At 70.3% G+C, this 20,100-nt stretch carries 14 protein-coding genes; 3 read left to right on the top strand and 11 right to left on the bottom strand.

Annotated features, from left to right (window positions below; translation table 11 throughout):
- Window positions 1-181 precede the first annotated feature (181 nt).
- Complete coding sequence (locus tag PV679_RS14775; RefSeq protein ID WP_319680663.1) at window positions 182-2,350, bottom strand: phosphocholine-specific phospholipase C; 2,169 nt, start codon at window positions 2,348-2,350, stop codon at window positions 182-184.
- A gap of 151 nt (window positions 2,351-2,501) precedes the next feature.
- On the bottom strand, window positions 2,502-3,080 hold the full coding sequence (locus PV679_RS14770) for a TetR family transcriptional regulator (protein WP_319680662.1): 579 nt from the start codon (window positions 3,078-3,080) through the stop codon (window positions 2,502-2,504).
- 346 nt (window positions 3,081-3,426) lie between these two features.
- On the opposite strand from PV679_RS14770, the gene PV679_RS14765 reads away from it, so the two are divergent.
- A complete protein-coding gene (locus PV679_RS14765; RefSeq protein WP_319680661.1) occupies window positions 3,427-4,293 on the top strand; it encodes an oxidoreductase in 867 nt (288 codons plus the stop codon).
- A gap of 45 nt (window positions 4,294-4,338) precedes the next feature.
- Here PV679_RS14765 and PV679_RS14760 read toward each other — a convergent pair whose 3' ends face one another.
- The 7 genes from PV679_RS14760 to gatC form a co-directional block, all read right to left on the bottom strand.
- Window positions 4,339-4,797: a universal stress protein gene (locus PV679_RS14760; RefSeq protein ID WP_319680660.1), complete on the bottom strand. Its 459-nt coding sequence runs from the start codon at window positions 4,795-4,797 to the stop codon at window positions 4,339-4,341.
- 173 nt (window positions 4,798-4,970) lie between these two features.
- The gene (locus PV679_RS14755; protein ID WP_319680659.1) at window positions 4,971-6,392 is read right to left on the bottom strand and encodes a ricin-type beta-trefoil lectin domain protein; all 1,422 of its coding nucleotides are present in this window, start codon (window positions 6,390-6,392) and stop codon (window positions 4,971-4,973) included.
- Between the two features lie 245 nt (window positions 6,393-6,637).
- On the bottom strand, window positions 6,638-7,894 hold the full coding sequence (locus PV679_RS14750) for an SLC13 family permease (protein ID WP_319680658.1): 1,257 nt from the start codon (window positions 7,892-7,894) through the stop codon (window positions 6,638-6,640).
- 190 nt (window positions 7,895-8,084) lie between these two features.
- Complete coding sequence (gatB, locus tag PV679_RS14745) at window positions 8,085-9,593, bottom strand: Asp-tRNA(Asn)/Glu-tRNA(Gln) amidotransferase subunit GatB (protein WP_319680657.1); 1,509 nt, start codon at window positions 9,591-9,593, stop codon at window positions 8,085-8,087.
- Window positions 9,594-9,609: 16 nt separating this feature from the next.
- Window positions 9,610-9,852 carry a hypothetical protein gene (locus tag PV679_RS14740; RefSeq protein WP_319680656.1) on the bottom strand — a complete coding sequence of 81 codons (243 nt, stop codon included), beginning with the start codon at window positions 9,850-9,852 and terminating at the stop codon, window positions 9,610-9,612.
- Window positions 9,849-11,342, bottom strand: coding sequence for an Asp-tRNA(Asn)/Glu-tRNA(Gln) amidotransferase subunit GatA (gene gatA, locus PV679_RS14735; protein WP_319680655.1), 1,494 nt, complete (start codon window positions 11,340-11,342; stop codon window positions 9,849-9,851). Before gatA ends, PV679_RS14740 begins: the two co-directional genes overlap by 4 nt.
- A 6-nt stretch (window positions 11,343-11,348) precedes the next feature.
- The gene (gene gatC, locus PV679_RS14730; protein WP_010984178.1) at window positions 11,349-11,645 is read right to left on the bottom strand and encodes an Asp-tRNA(Asn)/Glu-tRNA(Gln) amidotransferase subunit GatC; all 297 of its coding nucleotides are present in this window, start codon (window positions 11,643-11,645) and stop codon (window positions 11,349-11,351) included.
- Window positions 11,646-11,926: 281 nt separating this feature from the next.
- On the opposite strand from gatC, the gene PV679_RS14725 reads away from it, so the two are divergent.
- Window positions 11,927-13,360 (top strand): hypothetical protein, encoded by a 1,434-nt coding sequence (locus PV679_RS14725; RefSeq protein ID WP_319680654.1) that lies wholly within the window; start codon window positions 11,927-11,929, stop codon window positions 13,358-13,360.
- A gap of 18 nt (window positions 13,361-13,378) precedes the next feature.
- Complete coding sequence (locus PV679_RS14720) at window positions 13,379-15,379, top strand: phosphocholine-specific phospholipase C (protein ID WP_319680653.1); 2,001 nt, start codon at window positions 13,379-13,381, stop codon at window positions 15,377-15,379.
- Between the two features lie 146 nt (window positions 15,380-15,525).
- Here the strand turns inward: PV679_RS14720 and PV679_RS14715 are convergent, their stop codons facing one another.
- Both PV679_RS14715 and ligA read right to left on the bottom strand, forming a co-directional pair.
- Window positions 15,526-17,637 (bottom strand): bifunctional diguanylate cyclase/phosphodiesterase, encoded by a 2,112-nt coding sequence (locus tag PV679_RS14715; protein WP_319680652.1) that lies wholly within the window; start codon window positions 17,635-17,637, stop codon window positions 15,526-15,528.
- A gap of 239 nt (window positions 17,638-17,876) precedes the next feature.
- A complete protein-coding gene (ligA, locus tag PV679_RS14710; RefSeq protein WP_319680686.1) occupies window positions 17,877-20,060 on the bottom strand; it encodes an NAD-dependent DNA ligase LigA in 2,184 nt (727 codons plus the stop codon).
- Between the last annotated feature and the right edge of the window lie 40 nt (window positions 20,061-20,100).

Genomic DNA, 20,100 nt, shown 5'->3' with positions numbered 1-20,100 from the left:
GCGGACCGCACCCGCCGTGGCCGGTGCCGGAATCCTCGCACGCGCGCCGGAGGCGCCTTCATACCGGTCCCGCCGCGACCGCCGGGCGCGCGCACCGGCAGCACGGAACGGCGCGCGGCGACGCGCGGAGGCCGGACAGGCGGTTCCGGGCCTCCGCGCGCCACCGGGCACATCGGCCGGATCAGCCCGAGACGCTCGCGCGACCGTTCTCGATGTGCCCCATGAGACGCCGGCGGAAGCGGACGCCGGCGTCGTTGTGGTTCGCGCCACCGCCGCCGGTCCCCGGCTCGGCGGTGATCTCGATGTCGTACCAGCCGTGCGCGTCCGCGGCGGAGTGCACGACGCTCCGGCTGCGGCCCGGCTTCACCGTGATCTGCCGGGTCCAGCCCTCCAGATCGGCTTCGTCGACATAACCGAGCGGCCGCACCGTGAAGGTGACCGGCCGGTCACCCGTGTTGCGCAAGGTGAGCTGGAGATCGCGGTCGTGGTGGTCCACGGCCGATGAGACCTCGGCGCCATGTCCGGCCACCGGCCCGGCGAACTCGCGGCGGAAACCGTTCGGACCGGTGATCGTGAAGCGGTAGGCGCCACCGGTCACTCCGGTGAGAGGCACCGTCCAGTGCGCCGTGCCCCGCACATCGCGGTGCTGCGGGACCTCGAACTCACCGGCGTACGGATAGAGCGCGAAATGCGCGCTCGCCCGGCCCGTGTTGCTGAGCGCGACCTTGAAGGCCCGGCCGTCGACATGGCCGTGGGCGTCGGTCTGGTACGGCAGCGGCCTGGCCGGCCGCGCGCCCTTCTCCTGTCGCGGCATCTGCTGCTCGGCGGGCGGTACGGGCCGCCAGCGGCCGGTGAACGGCGGGATCGCGCCCGGCTGCTCCACCTCCGGCTGCGACCGGCCGCGCTGGAAGTCGAAGGCCGAGGTGAGATCGCCGGTGACGGCGCGCCGCCACCTGGTGATGTTGGGCTCCTCGACCCCGGTCCACTTCTCCAGGAAACGGATGACCGAGGTGTGGTCGAAGACCTGCGAGCAGACATAGCCGCCGACGGTCCACGGCGAGACGACCAGCAGCGGGACACGCATTCCGAGACCGGTCGGCCGGCCCTCCCAGCGCTCGTCGGGGTCGTCAACGGGCGGCACGGGCGGCGGCACATGGTCGAAGAAGCCGTCGTTCTCGTCGTAGTTGATCAGTACGACGGTGTGCCGCCAGACGTCCGGATGCGCGCCGAGTGCGTCCAGGACCTTGTAGACGAGGGTGGCGCTGGCGATCGGGGACGACGATCCCGGGTGCTCGGAGTCGATCGCGGACGGCACGAGATACGACACCTCGGGCAGTGTTCCCGCGGCCACGTCGGCGCGGAACCGCTCGGCCAGCGTGCCGCTCTCGACGCGCCGCAGTCCTCGCTCGAAGAGCGACCGCTCCCGCCTGGTCAGCGTGGCGACGCCGGCCTCCAGCGCGGCGAGCAGCTCGTCGCGCTCGGCGGCGTCCTGGGTGTCGCGCACGGCGGCGTAGAACGCCTCCATATAGGTGAAGCCCGCCGCCTCGGGCCGGCCCGGCAGAGCCCGGGCCTTGCTGAGTGCCTTGCGCGCGATGTTCTTGAAGGTGGTGAAGAACTCGATGTTGTTGTCGGTGAAGTTCTCCCACTCCGTGTACGTCTGCCAGCTACGGCCCGCCTTCTCCAGCCGCTCGGCGTAGGTCGGCCACGGATAGCCGGGATGGGTGTCCTCCTCGTACGCGTCATTGTCGACGGCGCGCCGGCCGTCGGCCTCGAACCCGGTCCAGCCGCTCCACAGATGGTTGCGGTTCGGGCTCGTCGACGTATGCGTGGACGAGTGGTAGGCGTCGCAGACCGTGAAGGTGTCCGCGAGCTCGTAGTGCAGCGGGATGTCGCGCCGGTCGTAGTACGCCATGGTGGCGGCGCTCTTGGCGGAGACCCAGTTGTCCATCCATCCCTTGTTCCAGGCGGCGAACCCGCCGTCCCAGGAATGGTCCAGCGCCCCGATGTACTGAAGGTCCTGCTTCTGCGTCTCGGCGGCGTCCCGTACCGGGAACGGCAGGACGGTGCTCAGCGGACCGGGCTGCTCGAAGACGGACGTGCCGGAGGGAAGTTCGACGGCGTTACGGTCTCCGAATCCGCGCACCCCGCGCAGCGTCCCGAAATAGTGGTCGAACGAGCGGTTCTCCTGCATCAGGATGACCACGTGCTTGATCGCCGTCATCCCACCGGCCGCGGGTTCGGCGGCGATCGCGGCTTGCAGGGACGGCGGCAGCACCGACCCGACAGCCGCCCCGCCCAGCGCGCCCGAGCCGAGGGCGAGCATTCTTCTGCGCGATATCTCCGGTGACATGCCCGACCTCCAAGAAGTAGTCCGGCCGGGACGCTAGTGAGACCGGATGGCAGAAGAGAGGCCCGGGAACGTCTACGAAATGAACGTCCCTCAGAGGTGGCGCGCGGCCGCGCCCGGTCCTTCTTTGTCGCGGCCGCCGGACCGGCGGGTGTTACGGCTGCCGGACCGGCGGACGGGTCAGGCGGCCCACCGACACCACCACCGCGTGGCGTCTGGCCGCGAGCTCCGCGGCGTCCATGGCCGTGTTCACCGGCTCCGGGCTGCCTTCGTTCCAGGTGGCGGCGAGCGCGACCAGCAAGGACAGCAGCAGATGCGGCGGCAGACCGGCGTCCACCCTGCCGTCTCCCTGGGCGGCGGCGAGCGCACGGAGTTTCGCCGCGTTGGCCTTCACCGCGATCGGCAGCACTTCGCCGGGCCGCTCCAGGCTGTGCCAGCGCGCCAGCCGCATCAGATGCGGGTGCGCGAGGTGGAAGTCGAAGAGCGCGCCGGCGTATCCGGGCAGATCGTCGGCGTCGAAGGGCGCGGCGTCGAGGACCTCTTCCACAGCGGCCTCGTAGACCGCGTCGAAGAGCTGTTCCTTGGAGCCGAAGTGCACATAGATCAGGTTCTTGTTGTAGCCGGCCGCCGCGGCGATGCGGTCGACGCGCGCGCCCGCGATGCCGTGCGCGGCGAACTCGTCGGTCGCCGCGCGCAGCAGACTGGTCCTGGTGGTGCGGGAGTCTCTGGCCACTCGCTCATCGTAGTCACCGGCGCACCGGGCACAGGTCCCGCGACAAGCAAGTGACTGTCTGGTCAGTTACCAGTCACTCCCGGGTCCTCAACCAGTCCAGCCCCGACACCTGCGATCCCGTTTCTCCCACTCACCGTCGGCGAAACTCTCCGAAATGCGTATCTTATGGCCTTCTGTCGCTGCCTGTGGGGCCATAACCACTGACCAACCGGTTGTTCACTGAGATCCTTGCTTTCACCGGAGCCCAGATTTATAGTCAAGTAACTGGACGGTCAGTTACTTTTCTCCAGTCCGCTTCACACCGTCGCTTCACACCGTCGCTTCGCCACTCGCAAGGAACACCGTCATGACGCAGTCACAGTCACAGGTCTGGTTCATCACCGGCAGCTCTCGCGGTCTCGGCCGTGCCATAGCCGAGGCGGCCCTCGCCGCCGGCCACCGGGTGGTGGCCACGGCGCGCAAGCCCGCCCAGCTCGACGATCTTGTCCGTACCTACGGCGAGCGGATACGCGCCGTGGCGCTCGACGTCACCGACGCCGAGGCCGCACGCGCCGCCGTGCGGGGCGCGGTCGACGCCTTCGGCGGACTGGACGTCGTCGTCAACAACGCCGGATACGGCGATATCGCGGCCATCGAGGATGTCACCGACGCCGACTTCCGCGCGCAGATCGACACCAACTTCTACGGCGTCTACCACGTCACCAAGGCGGCCGTACCGATCCTCCGCGCCAATGGCTCCGGGCACATCATCCAGATCTCGTCGAGCGGCGGCCGGATCACCACGCCCGGCCTCGGCGCGTACCAGAGCGCCAAGTGGGCGGTGGCCGGGTTCTCCGAGGTGCTCTCCCGCGAGCTGGCTCCGCTCGGTGTGCGGGTCACGGTCGTCGAGCCCGGCGGTCTGCGGACCGACTGGGCCGGCTCGTCGATGACGATCCCGCCGGTCAGCGAGCCGTATCGAGAGACCGTCGGCGCGGTGGCCGAGATGCTGCGGAGCATGGACGGCCGGCAGACGGGCGATCCGGCGAAGGCCGCGCGGGTCATCCTGGACCTGCCGGGACTGGACGAGCCTCCGGTGCATCTGCTGCTGGGCAGCGACGCGTATCAGTATGTGACGGAGTCCGACCGCGTGCGTACGGAGACCGACGCGAAGTGGCGCGAGCTCACGGAATCCATCAGCTACGACACCAACGGCTCCGACACCGGCACCGCCTGAGCGGCCTCCCGGCACCGGTCGCGCTCCCGGAGCGTCCGGCCGGCCTCACTCGCCGTACGGCCACACCAGCAGCAGCGGACATCGCGCGTGGTCGACGACGAACCGGGTCGCCCGGCCGAGGCTGTGCGGCCCGGGACGGTCGCGCCGGCCATCGCGCGCGCAGATCAGCAGATCCACGTCGTCCGCCGCGCGTACGACCTCGTCCTCCACCCGGCCGTGATGGTCGAGGAGTTCACAGGGACGGCCCAGCCGGTGCGCCGCGGCTTCCAGCAGATCGGCCGCCGCCACGCCCGAGAGCGCTTCGAGGCGGCTGCCCGGATCGCGGTCTGGCCGGCCGCCGCGGCCGAGGAGTCCCGCGTAGGCGTCGTGCGCGGCGGCGACGACCTCGTCGTCACTGACATGGAGCAGCACCACCTCGTCGTGCGGAGCGCGGTCGCGGGCCGCGTCGACACAGGCGGGCCAGGTGGATTCGGTGATCCAGACAAGAGTCGTCGGTGCGGTCATGGCGTCGGCCTCCGGTCGATGGCATGCGTATGGCCCCGAAGGATGGCATCACTTCGGGGCCCTACACGATCAGGACACCCTCGGACGGCCGAGCGGGACGCGGCCGGTACGGGCCGTCGGGCCGAGCGGATCCCGGTGGACCGCCGCCGGTCCGCCGCGCGGTGGACCGATCGTCAGGCAGGCAGGACGAACTGCTGGTTGGTGCCGCCCGCGCAGGTCCAGATCTGGAGCCGGGCGCCATTGGCGGTGGACTTGTCCGTGACATCCAGGCACTTGCCGGACACCGGGTTCACCAAGGTGTTGCCCGCGCCCTTCTGCCACTGCTGCGCGCCGGTGCCGTTGCAGTCGTAGAGCTGCGCCTTGGTGCCGTTGGCCGTACCGGCGGCGGTGAGGTCCAGGCACTTGCCGAGCGCGCGGATCGAGCCGTCCGTGGACACCGTCCACTGCTGCGCGCCGGAGCCGTTGCAGTCGTAGAGCTGGACGGCGGCGCCGTTGGCGCTGCTCGCCGACGCGACGTCGACGCACTTGCCGCCGAGCCCGGTGATCTGTCCGGTCTTCCCGGTCCCGCCGTCACCACCCGAGCCCGTCACCGAGTTGAAGATGCTGGAGAACTGGTAGGCGCTCTGCGAGGTGCCGCTGCAGGTGTCCGAGAGCTGGCCGTTGGTCGCGCACGCCTTGTCACGGCCCACCGCCCAGAAGGCGAGCTCCTGGATGCCCTTGGACTTGGCGAAGTTGGCCAGCGTGGTGGCGTTGGCGGTGGTGAAGACCTCGGCCTGGGTGTCGTTCACCCCGATCATCGGAGTGTTGCCCTCCATCGCCCAGAGCTGCGCGTCGGTCTTGGTGGTCCAGATCCTGCCGAGCTGGGTGCGCAGCGCGGTGGCCGCGTCCGTGGCCGCCCTGCCCATGTCCATGGCCGGGCCGTAGTCCATCGTCATGATGTTGACGAGGTTCACGGTGAGGTTGTTGCTCTTGGCGTTGTTGAGAAGGTCGATCGACTCCTGCTCAAGACCGGTCGGGTTGACCGGGAGCGTGTACTGGACGTCGAGCTTCCGGCCCGCGGCCGCGTACTCCTGCTGAAGCTGTGCCAGCGCCTTGTTGCGGCGGTCGTTGGCCGCGGTGTTGCCGAGCTGGCCGCCTTCGATGTCGAGGTCGACCCGGGTCAGGTTGAGCCCGTCGATGGCGCGCTTGTACTGGGTCTTCAGCGAGGCCACGGTGGTGCAGGCGACTCCGAGTTCGGTGCCGGAGGCGCCGCCGAAGGAGGCGATGACATCGCCGCCGGCCGAACGCAGCGAGTTGATGGCCGAGGTCCAGCCGGCGTCGGTGATCGACGTGTCGCCGTTGAAGGTGGCATTGCAGCCGCCGCCGTCGATGACGAAGGCGAGCGTGAAGTACTTGAGCCCGGTGGCGTTACGGGCGTTGGCGATGGCCGAGGGCGAGCCCCAGGTCTCGACATAGGGCGCCGCGTACTGGGCGGGGAAGCCCGGTCCCGGGTTGGCGGCGGCGCTGGCGCTGGTGCCGGTGGCGACGACCGCGGTGGCGGCCAGGGCGAGGACGGCCGGGACGGCGGCCAAAGCTCTCGTACAGGATCGGAACACAGGAACACTCCTGTCATGGGCGCCTGTCATGGGCGCGTCAATGCACGGTGTGGGGGTGGAGCGCGGGCGAGTGCCGTTCGCAGGATGGATCGACCGGGCCTGTTCATATGAGAGAACGAAGACTCCGCACATGAACTGGTCGGCGCTTGAACGAGTAAAGGACTAGACCAGCCCTCCGTCAATGCCCTGCCTTCACCAGCCGGCGCGATGGGCCCGGTTTTTGACGGCTGTTTACCATTCCGGGATCAGACCCCGACCACCAGCAGCGCGCCCCAGAGCGCGAGCGTGGCGGCCACCAGCGTGGCGGGCACCGTCAGCAGACCGAGCCGGGTGAAGTGGCCGAGCCTCGGCTCCGTCTGATGCTCTTGCAGGATGCGCCGCCACAGCAGGGTGGCGAGAGAGCCGACATAGGTGAGGTTCGGCCCGAGATTGACACCGATCAGCGCCGCGAGCACCTGACCGGGCCCGGCGGGCGCGACGACCGGCAGCAGCGCCAGGATCGCCGGCAGGTTGTTGATCAGATTGGCCAGTACGGCGGCGACCGCGGCGATCGCCAGCAGCGAGAGCAGCGTCGATCCGGCCGGCAGCAGCCGGCTGATCCCGGTGTCCAGTCCGTTGTCGACGACCGCCTTGACGACGACTCCCAGCGCGAGGACGAACAGACAGAACAGCGGTGACGCGGCGCGGACGAGCCCCGGCACGGTGGTCCGCCGCTGCCGCAGGGCGCGGACGGCGAGTACGGCCGTACCGGCGAGCGCCGCCCACACCGGTTCGATCCCGGCGAAGGAGGTGACCACGAACCCGGCCAGCGTCAGCCCGAGCACGACCAGCGTGAACACCGGAGGCTCCCGCCGCTCGCCGGTCTTCGGAGCGTGCGCGCCCGCGACCAGGTCCGCGGCGAAGAAGCGGCGGAAGACGGCGTACTCGACGGCGATCGCGGCCAGCCACGGCAGCGCCATCAGCGCGGCGAAGCGGGTGAAGGACAGACCGCTCGCGGTGAACGCCAGCAGATTGGTCAGATTGGAGACCGGCAGCAGCAGCGACGCGGAGTTCGCCAGATGCGTACACGCGTAGACATGCGGCCGCGGACGGGCACCGACCCGGGCCGCGGTCGCGAACACCACCGGCGTGAGCAGGACGACCGTCGCGTCCAGACTGAGCACGGCGGTGATGACGGCGGCGACCGCGAAGACCCCGCCGAGCAGCCGGCGCGGCCGGCCGCCGCAGACCCGTGCCACCAGATCGCCGGCCGCCGCGAACAGTCCCTCCTCGTCACAGAGCTGAGCCAGCACCAGCACCGCCGCGAGAAACCCGATCACCGGCAGCAGGCTGCGCGTCTGCTGCCATGCCTCGCCGGGCGAGACCGCGCCGAGGACGACGACCAGCAGCGCGGCGGGAACGGCCGCGACCGCCTCGGGCAGACCGCGCGGGCGTACGACGGCGAACGCCAGCACGGCCAGCAGCAGGCCCACGGAGACGGTCTCGGCGGCGACGGTGCTCACGGGAATCTCGGCCTCGCGAAGACGGTTCGGCCCCGTGGCCCGGGCTGCGTCCGGTACCGGCGGGCGGGAAACACTCAGAGGGAACACTCAGAGCGGACACTCAGAGGGCGGCGCACCGTTCGGTGCGCCGCCCCGTGATGTACGGACGAGCCATGCCGCACGGACGAGCCAGGCCGCACGGACGAGAGCGTCAGCCCTCGACGCCGAGCTTCTCCAGGATCAGCTCGCGTACCCGCGCCGCGTCGGCCTGGCCCCGGGTGGCCTTCATGACCGCGCCGACCAGCGCGCCCGCCGCCGCGACCTTGCCCGCACGGATCTTGTCGGCGACGGCGGCGTTGCCCGCGATCGCCTCGTCCACGGCGGCGCCCAGCGCGCCCTCGTCGGAGACGACCTTCAGACCGCGCTTCTCGACGACGGTGTCCGGGTCGCCCTCGCCCGCGAGGACGCCCTCGATCACCTGGCGGGCCAGCTTGTCGTTGAGATCACCGGCCGCGACGAGCGCGGTGACCCTGGTGACCTGCTCCGGCGTGATGGGCAGCTCGTCCAGCGCACGGCCCGACTCGTTGGCGTTACGGGCCAGCTCGCCCATCCACCACTTACGGGCCTGGTCGGCCGGCGCGCCCGCCTCGATCGTGGCGACGATCAGATCGATCGCGCCGGCGTTGAGGATCGACTGCATGTCGTGCTCGGAGACACCCCACTCCTCACGGAGCCGGTTGCGCCGCACGCGCGGCAGCTCGGGCAGGCCCTCGCGGAGCCGCTCCACCCAGTCCCGGGCGGGAGCGATGGGCACGAGGTCGGGCTCCGGGAAGTACCGGTAGTCCTCGGCCTCCTCCTTCACGCGGCCCGCCGTGGTGGAGCCGTCCTCCTCGTGGAAGTGACGGGTCTCCTGGATGATCGTGCCGCCCGAGTTCAGCACCGCGGCGTGGCGCTGGATCTCGAAGCGGGCGGCGCGCTCGACGCTGCGCAGCGAGTTGACGTTCTTCGTCTCGGAGCGCGTGCCGAACTTCTCGCGGCCGTGCGGACGCAGCGAGAGGTTCACGTCGCACCGCATCTGGCCCATCTCCATACGGGCCTCGGAGACGCCGAGCGCCTTGATCAGCTCGCGCAGTTCGGCGACATACGCCTTGGCGACCTCGGGCGCGCGCTCACCCGCGCCCTCGATGGGCTTGGTGACGATCTCGATGAGCGGGATGCCGGCGCGGTTGTAGTCGAGCAGCGAGTGGGACGCGCCGTGGATTCGGCCGGTGGCGCCGCCGACGTGCGTCGACTTGCCGGTGTCCTCCTCCATGTGGGCGCGCTCGATCTGCACCCGGAAGATCTCGCCGTCGTCGAGCTGGACGTCCAGATAGCCGTTGAAGGCGATCGGCTCGTCGTACTGCGAGGTCTGGAAGTTCTTCGGCATGTCCGGATAGAAGTAGTTCTTCCGGGCGAAACGGCACCACTCGGCGATCTCGCAGTTGAGCGCGAGGCCGATCTTGATCGCCGACTCGACGCCGATCGCGTTGACGACCGGGAGCGAGCCGGGCATGCCCAGACAGATCGGACATGTCTGCGAGTTGGGCTCGGCGCCCAGCTCGGTCGAGCAGCCGCAGAACATCTTGGTCCTGGTGCCGAGCTCGACGTGGACCTCAAGGCCCATAACGGGGTCGTACGTCGCGAGGGCGTCCTCGTACGACACGAGTTCAGTGACGGTCACGGTGAAACATTCCCTCTCAGCCCAGCAGGACGTCGTCGTCGCCCAGCCGCTTCAGCTCACGCAGGAGCAGAGCGAGGCCGGTGGCGATGGCGGCGGCGGAGACAGCGGCGTCGAGCAGGCGGAGCGTGTCGCTGTCCTTGCGGGCCGTCCTGGCCTGCTTGACGACGCTGATCACTCCGAAAGCGGTGGTCCCGATCGACAGATACGTACCGGCCTTGGACTTCTTGAAGCCCTTGGCCTTGCTCATTGCACTACTCATAGTGACGGTGCCTCCTCCAGCAGCGGGTGGCCCCACCTTTCCACGAAGGCCGCCTCGACGGCGGCACCGACCTTGTACAGCCGGTCGTCCTTCATGGCCGGGGCGATGATCTGCAGGCCGACCGGCAGGCCGTCCTCCGGCGCGAGGCCGCAGGGCAGCGACATGGCGGCGTTTCCGGCCAGGTTGGTCGGAATGGTGCACAGGTCCGCGAGATACATCGCCATCGGGTCGTCGGCGCGCTCGCCGATCGGGAAGGCGGTGGTCGGCGTCGTCGGCGAGACGATCACGTCGACCTGCTCGAAGGCCCGCTCGAAGTCCCGCGTGATGAGGGTGCGGACCTTCTGCGCCGAGCCGTAGTACGCGTCGTAGTAGCCGGAGCTGAGCGCGTACGTGCCGAGCATGATGCGGCGCTTGACCTCGTCGCCGAAGCCCGCCTCACGGGTCAGGGCCGTGACGTCCTCGGCGGACCTGGTGCCGTCGTCGCCGACCCGCAGGCCGTAGCGCATGGCGTCGAAGCGGGCGAGGTTCGAGGAGCACTCGGACGGCGCGATCAGGTAGTACGCGGCGAGGCCGAGGTCGAAGGACGGGCAGTCCAGCTCGACGATCTCGGCGCCGAGCCCCTTCAGCAGCTCCACGGACTCGTCGAAGCGCTGGACGACGCCGGCCTGGTAGCCCTCGCCGCGGAACTGCTTGACGATGCCGACGCGCATACCGGCGACCGAGCCGTTGCGGGCGGCCTCGACGACCGGCGGGACCGGCGCGTCGATGGAGGTCGAGTCGAGCGGATCGTGTCCGGCGATCACCTCGTGCAGCAGCGCCGCGTCCAGGACCGTGCGCGCACAGGGCCCGCCCTGGTCGAGAGAGGACGAGAAGGCGACCATGCCGTAGCGGGAGACCGCGCCGTAGGTCGGCTTGACGCCGACCGTGCCGGTGACGGCCGCGGGCTGGCGGATGGAACCGCCGGTGTCCGTGCCGATGGCCAGCGGCGCCTGGTACGAGGCGAGGGAGGCGGACGAACCGCCGCCGGAGCCGCCGGGGATCCTGGTCAGGTCCCAGGGGTTGCCGGTGGGACCGTACGCGCTGTTCTCCGTCGACGACCCCATGGCGAACTCGTCCATGTTGGTCTTGCCGAGGATGACGACGCCGGCGGCCTTGAGCCTCTTGGTCAGGGTCGCGTCGTAGGGCGGCAGCCAGCCTTCGAGGATCTTGGAGCCGACGGTGGTCGGGATGCCCTCGGTGGTGAAGATGTCCTTCAGCGCCAGCGGGACGCCGGCCAGCGGTCCGAGCTTCTCGCCGGCCGCGCGCTTCTCGTCCACGGCGCGGGCCTGGGCCAGCGCGCCCTCACGGTCGACGTGCAGGAAGGCATGGACCTTCTCGTCGACGGCCTCGATCCGGGCGAGATGGGCCTCGGTGACCTCGACGGCCGTGAGCTCGCCGGAGGCGACCTTCGCGGCGATCTGCGCGGCGGTGAGCTTGATGATGTCCGTCATGACTGTTTAGTCCTCCCCCAGGATCTGCGGCACCTTGAAACGCTGCTGCTCCTGGGCCGGGGCGCCGGAGAGCGCCTGCTCGGGGGTGAGCGACGGACGGACCTCGTCCGCCCGCATGACATTGGTCAGCGGCAGCGGATGGGAGGTCGGCGGTACGTCTTGGTCGGCGACCTCGGACACGCGTGCGACCGCGCCGATGATGTCGTCGAGCTGTCCGGCGAAGTGGTCGAGCTCTTCGGCCTTCAGCTCCAGACGTGCCAGCCGGGCGAGGTGGGCGACCTCCTCGCGCGTGATGCCAGGCATGCAACGATCCTCTGGGGTGAGTGTGCGGGTTTACGGAAGTTACGGGGGACCTGCCCAATCCTATGGGGCGGGCCGGTGTGCCCGCGAAACCCTTTCCCGCCGCACGCGGCGCAGACAGGTCCGTACCGGATGATGTCGGTGTTTTGTCTCTCTCCGGTAGCCGTCCATCAGCCGTTCACATCGTGTGCCCGGAGGAGTGGCTCACTGGCGAAGTTGTCTAACCAACTTCCAGCCGACTTCCGGCCCGCGGCTCCGCCCGGGCGGAGAGGACCAGAGCTTCCGTGTCTCCGCAGAGATCGGCCGCTGCCTCCGGCAGCACGGTGTCACTCACCTCACCCACCACTCCGCACGAGGGTGACCGGCTCACCTTCCACTGGACCACCGACGCACCCGACCCCACGAACTGGATCGGGATCTACGACGGCACCCGGCAGCCGGGCGTCGGCGCCTCCCTGGTCTGGGACTACGTCACCACCGCCGCCGGCGATCTCACGCTGGACGCCGGCGGCCTCACCGAAGGCGTCTACACCGCCTATCTGCTGGCCAAGGACGGGTACGACATCCTCGCCCGGACTCCGGCCTTCACCGTCACCGCCAGGCCGGTGATCCCGCGCCCGCACGCCGTCCTGGACTCGTTCACCACCGCGGCGTACACCTCCGGTGACGCCGTCTCCGTACCGCTCGCTCCGCTCTGGATCCGGCCGCAGGGCAATCCGGCCGGCACACCGTCCTTCCGCCGGCTCGCCAGTGACTCCTGGCTGGCCGTGCGGCAGGACGGAACCGTCACCGGTACGGCTCCCCGGCATCCCTCCGCGCATCCGGGCCGTATCACCGTCGCCGTCAAGGACAGCGCGGGCGGCTCGGACACCGTCACCGTGCAGGTGCCCGTCGGGACGGCCGGAGCACGGCCGCGGCTGACGGTCGCCTCGCTGAACCTGTGGGACGCGGGCTCGCACATCGACGACGGGCACGAGAAGCGGCTGCGGCTGATCCTCGGCCGGGGACTCGACGTCGTGGCGGTGCAGGAGTCGGGCGGCACCTCGGCGAAGACACTCGCCGACGCCCTCGGCTGGCACGCGTACGACTCCCCCGCCGGCGTCGGCCTGGTCAGCCGCTTCCCGCTGAGCCACGCGTCGGCGCCGGTGCCGGGCGTACCGGCGGTCGCCGCGACGCTCCGGCTGCCGGACGGCCAGACCGTACGGCTGTGGGCGGCCCAGCTCGACGAGGCCGCGTACGGGCCCTACGCGCTGCGGGACGGCCGTACTCCGGCCCAGGTCGAGGCCGCCGAACCGAAGACCCTCCGCTACCGGCAGGCGAGCGCGCTGCTCGCGGCCATGCGCGCCGACCTCGCGGCCCGGACGCCGGTGGTCCTGGCCGCCGGGCTGGCCTCGCCGTCACATCTCGACGGCAAGGGCCGCAACGCGGTCCGCTGGCCCGTCACCGTGGCGCTCGACAAGGCCGGACTGACGGACGCCTACCGGGAGGCCCACCCGCACGCGGCGAACGACCCCGGGACCACCTGGTCACCGGTGCGGCCCGGAGAACCGCAGGACCGGATCGACCAGCTCCACTTCGCCGGCCGGCTGCGTGTCGAGTCCGCGTACACGCTGTGCACCGGCTGGCCCAAGGCCGTGCCCGACACCGCGGGCAACGGCTGGCCCTCGGACCACGCGGCTCCCGTCGTGACCTTCTCCCTCCCGTCCCGCCACGCCTGACCGAAGGAATCCACACCCATGACCCCGATCAGCCGGCGTGCCTTCGTGGGCGCCTCCGCGGCGACCGCCGCCGCTGCCGCAGTCGGCCTTCCGGACCCCGCCGCCGCCGCTCCGGCGCACCCGAGCGGCGGCAAGACCAAGGGCACCATCAAGGACGTCAGGCATGTCGTCGTCCTCATGCAGGAGAACCGCAGCTTCGACCACTACTTCGGCGGCCTCAGCGGGGTGCGCGGCTTCGACGACCAGCGGGCACTGACCCTGCCCGGCGGCGACTCCGTCTTCCGGCAGCCGGACTCCGGGCGGGCGGACGGCTTCATGCTGCCGTTCCGCATGGACACCTCGAAGTACAACGCCCAGAACGCCGGCGGCCTGCCGCACGACTGGGGCACCGGCCACACCGCCATCAACGGCGGCGCCATGAACAAGTGGGTCGCCGCCAAGGGCGAGCGCACCATGGGCTACTTCACCCGCGAGGACATCCCGTACCAGTACGCGCTCGCCGACGCCTTCACGCTCTGTGACGGCTACTTCTGTTCGCAGGCCGGTCCCACCGACCCCAACCGGCTCTTCCTCTGGTCCGGCACCTGCGGTCCCGGTCTCGACGGCACCACCGGCCCGTTCACCGACAACTCGGTCGTCACCGAGAACCCGGTCGCCGACTGGACGACCTACGCCGAGCGCCTGGAGACGGCCGGTGTGAGCTGGCGCGTCTACCACAACCCGTCGCTCGACGACCGGTACGGCGACTACGACGACAACGGGCTCTCGTACTTCAGGCAGTTCCACGACTTCCCGAAGGACGACCCGCGGTACATCAACGCGATGACCAAGTTCGATCTGACGGCCTTCGACCAGGACTGCAAGGACGGCACGCTGCCGACCGTGTCCTGGCTCGTCGCGCCGTATCTCTTCTCCGAGCATCCGGCGGCCGGGCCCAACTACGGCGCGCACTGGGTCAACACCGCGCTCCAGTCGCTGTTCGCCAATCCGGAGGTCTGGAAGCACACCGTCTTCCTCCTCATGTACGACGAGAACGACGGCTACTTCGACCATGTGCTGCCGCCGGCCCCGGAGCCGGGCACACCGGACGAGTTCGCGGACGGCCGGGCCATCGGGCTGGGCAACCGGGTGCCGCTGTGGGCCATATCGCCGTGGTCGCGAGGCGGTTACGTCAACTCCCAGGTCTTCGACCACACCTCCGTGCTGCGCTTCCTGGAGAAGGTGACGGGAGTGAAGGAGCCCAATATCTCGCAGTGGCGGCGGGCCGTCTGCGGCGATCTCACCACCTGCTTCGACTTCGGCAAGCCGGACTACAGCGTTCCCGAGCTGCCCGACACGGCCGCGCTGATGGCGAAGGCGGACGCCGCCAACTCGCTCCCGGCGGTGAAACTGCCGCCGAACGGCGGCCAGTCGATGGCCACACAGGAGCCGGGCAGCCGTCCGCACCGGGCGCTGCCGTACCGGCCCTGGGCGGATGTCGAGGTGGACCGGGTGAAGGGCCTGGTGACCTGTGTCCTCACCAACGAGGGCACCGAGACCTTCCACTTCACCGTGCTGCCGAACACACTGAAGCCGTTCACGGGCACGCCGTTCACCGTCGCTCCCGGCGCCTCGAAGACCTATGTCTGGGACACCTCGGAGACCGACGGTGTCTATGACTTCACGGTGCACGGCGCCGACGGCTTCGTCCGCCGTTTCTCCGGCACGGTCATACGGAAGGGACACGAGGCGGGCGCTCCGGCGCCGTCCGCGAGCGCGGAGCTGCACGGCAGGAAGCGGGAGGGCGCCACGGTGTCGCTGAAGTTCGCCAACGACGGTGACACGGCGGCCTCCTTCACGGTGACTCCGGCCGAAGGCTCCAAGCCCGCCAGGACGGTATGGGTCGGCCCGAACTCCCGGTCCTCGCTGTCCTGGCCGGTGAGCGATGACGGCGGCTACGACCTGACGGTCACCGCGGCCACCGGAACCCGCTTCAGCCGGCGGTACGCGGGCACGGTGCACACGCTGCCCGCCCGCTGACCCGGCGAAGAAGGCGTGAGCGGCGATCTGAGGACCGGTCATCTGAGCGTCGGTCAGACCGAGAGACCGATCATCTGTACCTGATACTGACGGCCCCGCCGGATGTCCGGCGGGGCCGTCACGGTCTCCGGCGCCAGGTGACGGCGCTACTTGACGACCTGTCCCGACTGCGCGCGCCGCCGCGCCGCCTCCAGCTCCGCCGGCCGCTGCCAGCCGCGCGTACCTCTCGCCAGCAGCCAGGCCGTCGCCTCGCGGGGCGGCATCGCGGCGGCGACCAGCCAGCCCTGGACCGCGTCACAGCGCAGGGCGCGCAGCCGCTCCCAGGTCTCGTCGTCCTCCACACCCTCCGCGACGACCAACAGCCCCAGGGAGTGCGCCAGATCGACGGTACAGCGGACGATCTCGGCGTCCTCCGCGTCCACGGCGAGCCGGGCCACGAAGGAACGGTCGATCTTCAGCTCGCTCACCGGCAGCCGGCGCAGATGCACCAGCGAGGAGTATCCGGTGCCGAAGTCGTCGAGGGACATCTTCACGCCGTGCGCGGTGAGACCCGCGAGGGTGTCGGCGGCCCGCTGCGGATCCTCCAGCAGGACATGCTCGGTGATTTCGAGCTGGAGGGATCCGGCGGGGACGCCGTGCCGGGCCAGCCGCGCCGCGACCGCGCCCGCGAAACCGGGCGTATGGACATCACGCGGCGACACATTGACGGCCACCGGCACCATCAGGCCCTGCGCACGCCAGCGGGCGACCTGGGCCAGCGCCGTCTCCAGCACGTACTCGGTCAGATGCGGCATCAGACCGGAGGACTCGGCGATGGCGATGAATTCGTCGGGAGGGACCCGGCCGCGCTCCGGGTGCACCCAGCGCACCAGCGCCTCCAGCCCGGCGACCTGTCCGTCGAAGCGGACCTTCGGCTGGTAGTGCAGCTCCACCTCGCCGGCGTCCAGCGCGCGCCGCAGATCACCGAGCAGACCGAGCCGGTCCGGAGTGTTGGAGTCCCGCTTGGACTCATAGACCTCGACGCCGGTACGGTCCCGCTTCGCCTGGTACATCGCGACATCGGCGCGCCGCAGCAGACCCTCCGCGTCCTGCGCGTGCTCGGGATATACGGCGACACCGGCGCTGGCCTCCAGGACGAGCGTGAGGCCGTCCAGGTCCAGCGGAGAGGACAGCTCGGCCACGAGATGGCGGGCGACGCGCTGGGCGCTGGTCGTGGAGTCGCACGTCGGGAGCAGCACCGCGAACTCGTCGCCGCCGAGCCGGGCGACCTCCGCGCCACGCGGCAGGGCCAGCCGGAGCCGGTCGGCGATCTGGAGCAGCAGCCGGTCACCGGCGAGATGGCCGAGCGTGTCATTGACCGAACGGAAGCGGTCGAGATCGATGAGGACCAGAGCGGACCGGGCGCCCACGCTCTCCGCCTCCCCCAGCGCCGACCAGGTGCGCTCCAGCAGCCACTGCCGGTTGGGCAGTCCGGTCAGCGGGTCGCGGAGCTGCTCCTCGGCGCGCGCCCTGGCGATCCAGAGCGTGGAGTCCAGGGCTATCAGCGGGATGGCGAAGAGCGGCAGCAGCACCGGCTGGGAAACCGCGATCACGCAGATCAGCGGTGCGATGCCGAGCAGAGCGACCGCGACCAGTCCCTGCCGGAACAGGGCCGTACGGGCGACGGTCGGCAGCCCGCCGGCTCCCGGCGTCAGCGCGTACCACAGCAGCAGCCGGGTGACGAAGAGTTGCGCTCCGGCCGCCAGCACGATTTCCGGGACGCTGCCCATCCCCCAGTCGAGTGGCTGCCAGGGCCGCTCGACGGTCGGCACATCGCCGAACAGCGCGAGGACGAGCGCGGCGGCGCCTATGCCGAGCATGTCGGCGGCGCCGTTCAGCACGCCCTGCCGCCAGCGGTGCCGGCGGGCCGCGCCGACCAGCACCACGACGGCCAGGCTCACCAGTCCGGCCGGCACCCAGCCGTACAGCAGCAGGACGGACAGCGTGAGGGCCGCGCCCGAGCCCGTACCGCCCCACCAGCGTTCGCGGCCGAGCGCGACGAGATGGCCGACGATGATGCCGGTGAGCACGGCCATGGCCCAGCCGGTCGTGCCTCCCGGGAAGAGCGCGCGGCCGTCCCGCACCGCATGGATGAGTCCGGTCGCCAGCAGAGCCGCGGCGAGTCCCACCACAACAGCGGGCGTCCTGGCGGCGATCCCCGTGATCCCCGCGAATCCGCGCGGGGGTGTGACCGGGGCGGCGCTCTCGGTCGGTTTCATTCCCGTCCCTCTCACAGCCGGCGGAGCCGATGCCACGCGATGGCACGTTGTCGTGCCACCACGGCTGGAATCCCACCCCTCAGCCGTGCACGACAGGCGCACCTCCCAACAGTAGGCCGCGGAACGCCTCGACGGGCAGCGCTCTCCATCTGTTGCCCGATTGCGACCTGCCCATCCGTAACCTTCCGATATGCGCCGAACGGGTGAGCTTGACGGTCGGCTCCGGAGGGTATGAGGCGCTACTCCTCCGGAGTGACCGCGGCGTCCCTGGCCGCGTCCGGGCCCTGTTCGAGCAGGACGCCGAAGCCCTCTTCGTCCAGCACCGGCACCTTCAACTGCATGGCCTTGTCGTACTTGGAGCCGGGATTCTCACCGACCACGACAAAGGCGGTCTTCTTCGAGACGGAGCCGGTCACCTTCGCGCCACGGGTCTGGAGCGCCTCTTTCGCGCCGTCCCTGGTGTACCGCTCCAGCGTGCCGGTGACCACGACCGTGAGGCCCTCCAGCGGCCGAGGGCCCTCGTCCTCGCCGCCGCCCTCGTCCTCCGTACGCACGCCGGCCGCACGCCACTTGCGCAGGATCTCGCGGTGCCAGTCGACCTCGAACCACTGCTTGAGCGAGGCGGCGATGACCGGTCCCACGCCCTCGACGGCCGCCAGCTCCTCCTCCGTGGCCTGCTCGATCCGGTCGATCGAGCGGAACTCCCTGGCCAGTGCCTCGGCCGCGACCGGGCCGACATGGCGGATGGAGAGTCCGGCGATGATCCTCGCCAGTGGACGCTCCTTGGCGGCCGCGATGTGCTCCAGCATCGCCAGCGCGTTCTTCTTCGGCTCGCCCTCCTGGTTGGCGAAGACCGTCGCGATCTTCTCCTCGCCGGTCTTCGGATCCCGCTTGGGCAGTCCGCTGTCCTGGTCGAGGACATACGCCTTGATGGGCAGGAGCTGTTCGACGGTGAGATCGAAGAGATCGCCCTCGTCCAGCAGAGGCGGTGTGGCCGGTTCCAGAGGTTTTGTCAGGGCCGCGGCGGCCACATAGCCGAAGTTCTCGATGTCGAGGCACTTGCGGCCCGCGAGGTAGTACAGCCGCTCGCGCAATTGCGCGGGACAGGAGCGGGCGTTCGGACAGCGGAGGTCGATGTCGCCCTCCTTCATGGGACGCAGCGCCGTGCCGCACTCGGGACATTCGGACGGCATCACGAACTCCCGCTCGCTGCCGTCCCGCAGGTCGACCACCGGGCCGAGGATCTCCGGGATGACATCGCCGGCCTTGCGCAGCACGACCGTGTCCCCGATGAGGACGCCCTTGGCCTTCACCACCTCCTGGTTGTGCAGCGTGGCGAACTCGACCTCGGAGCCCGCCACCTTGACCGGGTCCACCTGCGCGTACGGCGTGACCCGGCCGGTGCGGCCGACGCCGACCCGGATGTTCACCAGCTTGGTGTTGACCTCCTCGGGCGCGTACTTCCAGGCGATCGCCCAGCGCGGCGCGCGCGAGGTCGAGCCCAGCCGGCCCTGGAGAGGGATCTCGTCGAGCTTGACGACGACGCCGTCGATCTCGTGCTCCACGGAGTGGCGGTTCTCGCCGAAGTAGGCGATGAACTCCCGCACGCCCTCGATGGAGTCGACGACCTTGTTGTGCTGGGCGGTGGGCAGGCCCCATTCGCGCAGCAGGTCGTAGGCGCCCGAGAGACGGTCGACGTCGAAGCCGTCGCGCGCACCGATGCCGTGCACCACCATGTGCAGCGGTCGGGTGGCGGTGATCCTGGGGTCCTTCTGGCGCAGTGAACCCGCCGCCGCGTTGCGCGGGTTGGCGAAGGGCTTGTCGCCCGCCTCCACCAGGCGTGCGTTCAGCTCCTGGAACGCCTCCATCGGGAAGTAGACCTCGCCGCGGACCTCGACGAGACGAGGGACGCGCTCGCCCTCCAGCCGGTGCGGGATCTCGGCGATCGTCCGGACGTTGGGCGTGATGTCCTCGCCCGTGCGGCCGTCGCCGCGGGTCGCGGCGCGGGTGAGTCTGCCGTGCTCGTAGGTGAGGTTGACCGCGAGTCCGTCGACCTTCAGCTCGCACAGGAAGTGGTAGTCGGACGTGCCCACGTCCTTGGCGACGCGGTCGGCCCAGGCGGACAGCTCCTCGTCGTCGAAGGCGTTGTCCAGGGAGAGCATCCGCTCGCGGTGCTCGACGGCGGTGAACTCCGTCGCGTACGCCCCCGCGACCTTCTGGGTCGGCGAATCGGGCGTACGCAGCTCCGGATGGCGCTCCTCCAGCTCCTCCAGAGACCTGAGCAGCCGGTCGAACTCGGCGTCACTGACGACGGGCTGGTCCTTCACGTAATACCGGAAGCGGTGCTCCTCGATCCGCTCGGAGAGCTGGGCATGCTCCTCCCGCGCGTCCGCGGGCACCGCCATCTGCTGTTCGCCGGCCACCGTCTCGTCCTCCCGTTCGCCATGACCCGTCACCGGGGAT

The sequence above is a fragment of the Streptomyces sp. AK02-01A genome, from assembly GCF_033795305.1.
Taxonomy (GTDB): Bacteria; Actinomycetota; Actinomycetes; order Streptomycetales; family Streptomycetaceae; genus Streptomyces.
The sequence above is the reverse complement of the archived record's forward strand: the minus strand, read 5'-3'. Positions and strand labels throughout refer to the sequence as shown.

Excerpts from the sequence above, each read along its gene's own strand:
- PV679_RS14775 (WP_319680663.1), bottom strand. The coding sequence starts at position 2,350 with ATGTCACCGGAGATATCGCGCAGAAGAATGCTCGCCCTCGGCTCGGGC.
- PV679_RS14720 (WP_319680653.1), top strand. The coding sequence starts at position 13,379 with ATGACCCCGATCAGCCGGCGTGCCTTCGTGGGCGCCTCCGCGGCGACC.
- PV679_RS14740 (WP_319680656.1), bottom strand. The coding sequence starts at position 9,852 with ATGAGTAGTGCAATGAGCAAGGCCAAGGGCTTCAAGAAGTCCAAGGCC.
- gatC (WP_010984178.1), bottom strand. The coding sequence starts at position 11,645 with ATGCCTGGCATCACGCGCGAGGAGGTCGCCCACCTCGCCCGGCTGGCA.
- gatA (WP_319680655.1), bottom strand. The coding sequence starts at position 11,342 with ATGACGGACATCATCAAGCTCACCGCCGCGCAGATCGCCGCGAAGGTC.
- PV679_RS14760 (WP_319680660.1), bottom strand. The coding sequence starts at position 4,797 with ATGACCGCACCGACGACTCTTGTCTGGATCACCGAATCCACCTGGCCC.
- PV679_RS14715 (WP_319680652.1), bottom strand. The coding sequence starts at position 17,637 with ATGAAACCGACCGAGAGCGCCGCCCCGGTCACACCCCCGCGCGGATTC.
- PV679_RS14765 (WP_319680661.1), top strand. The coding sequence starts at position 3,427 with ATGACGCAGTCACAGTCACAGGTCTGGTTCATCACCGGCAGCTCTCGC.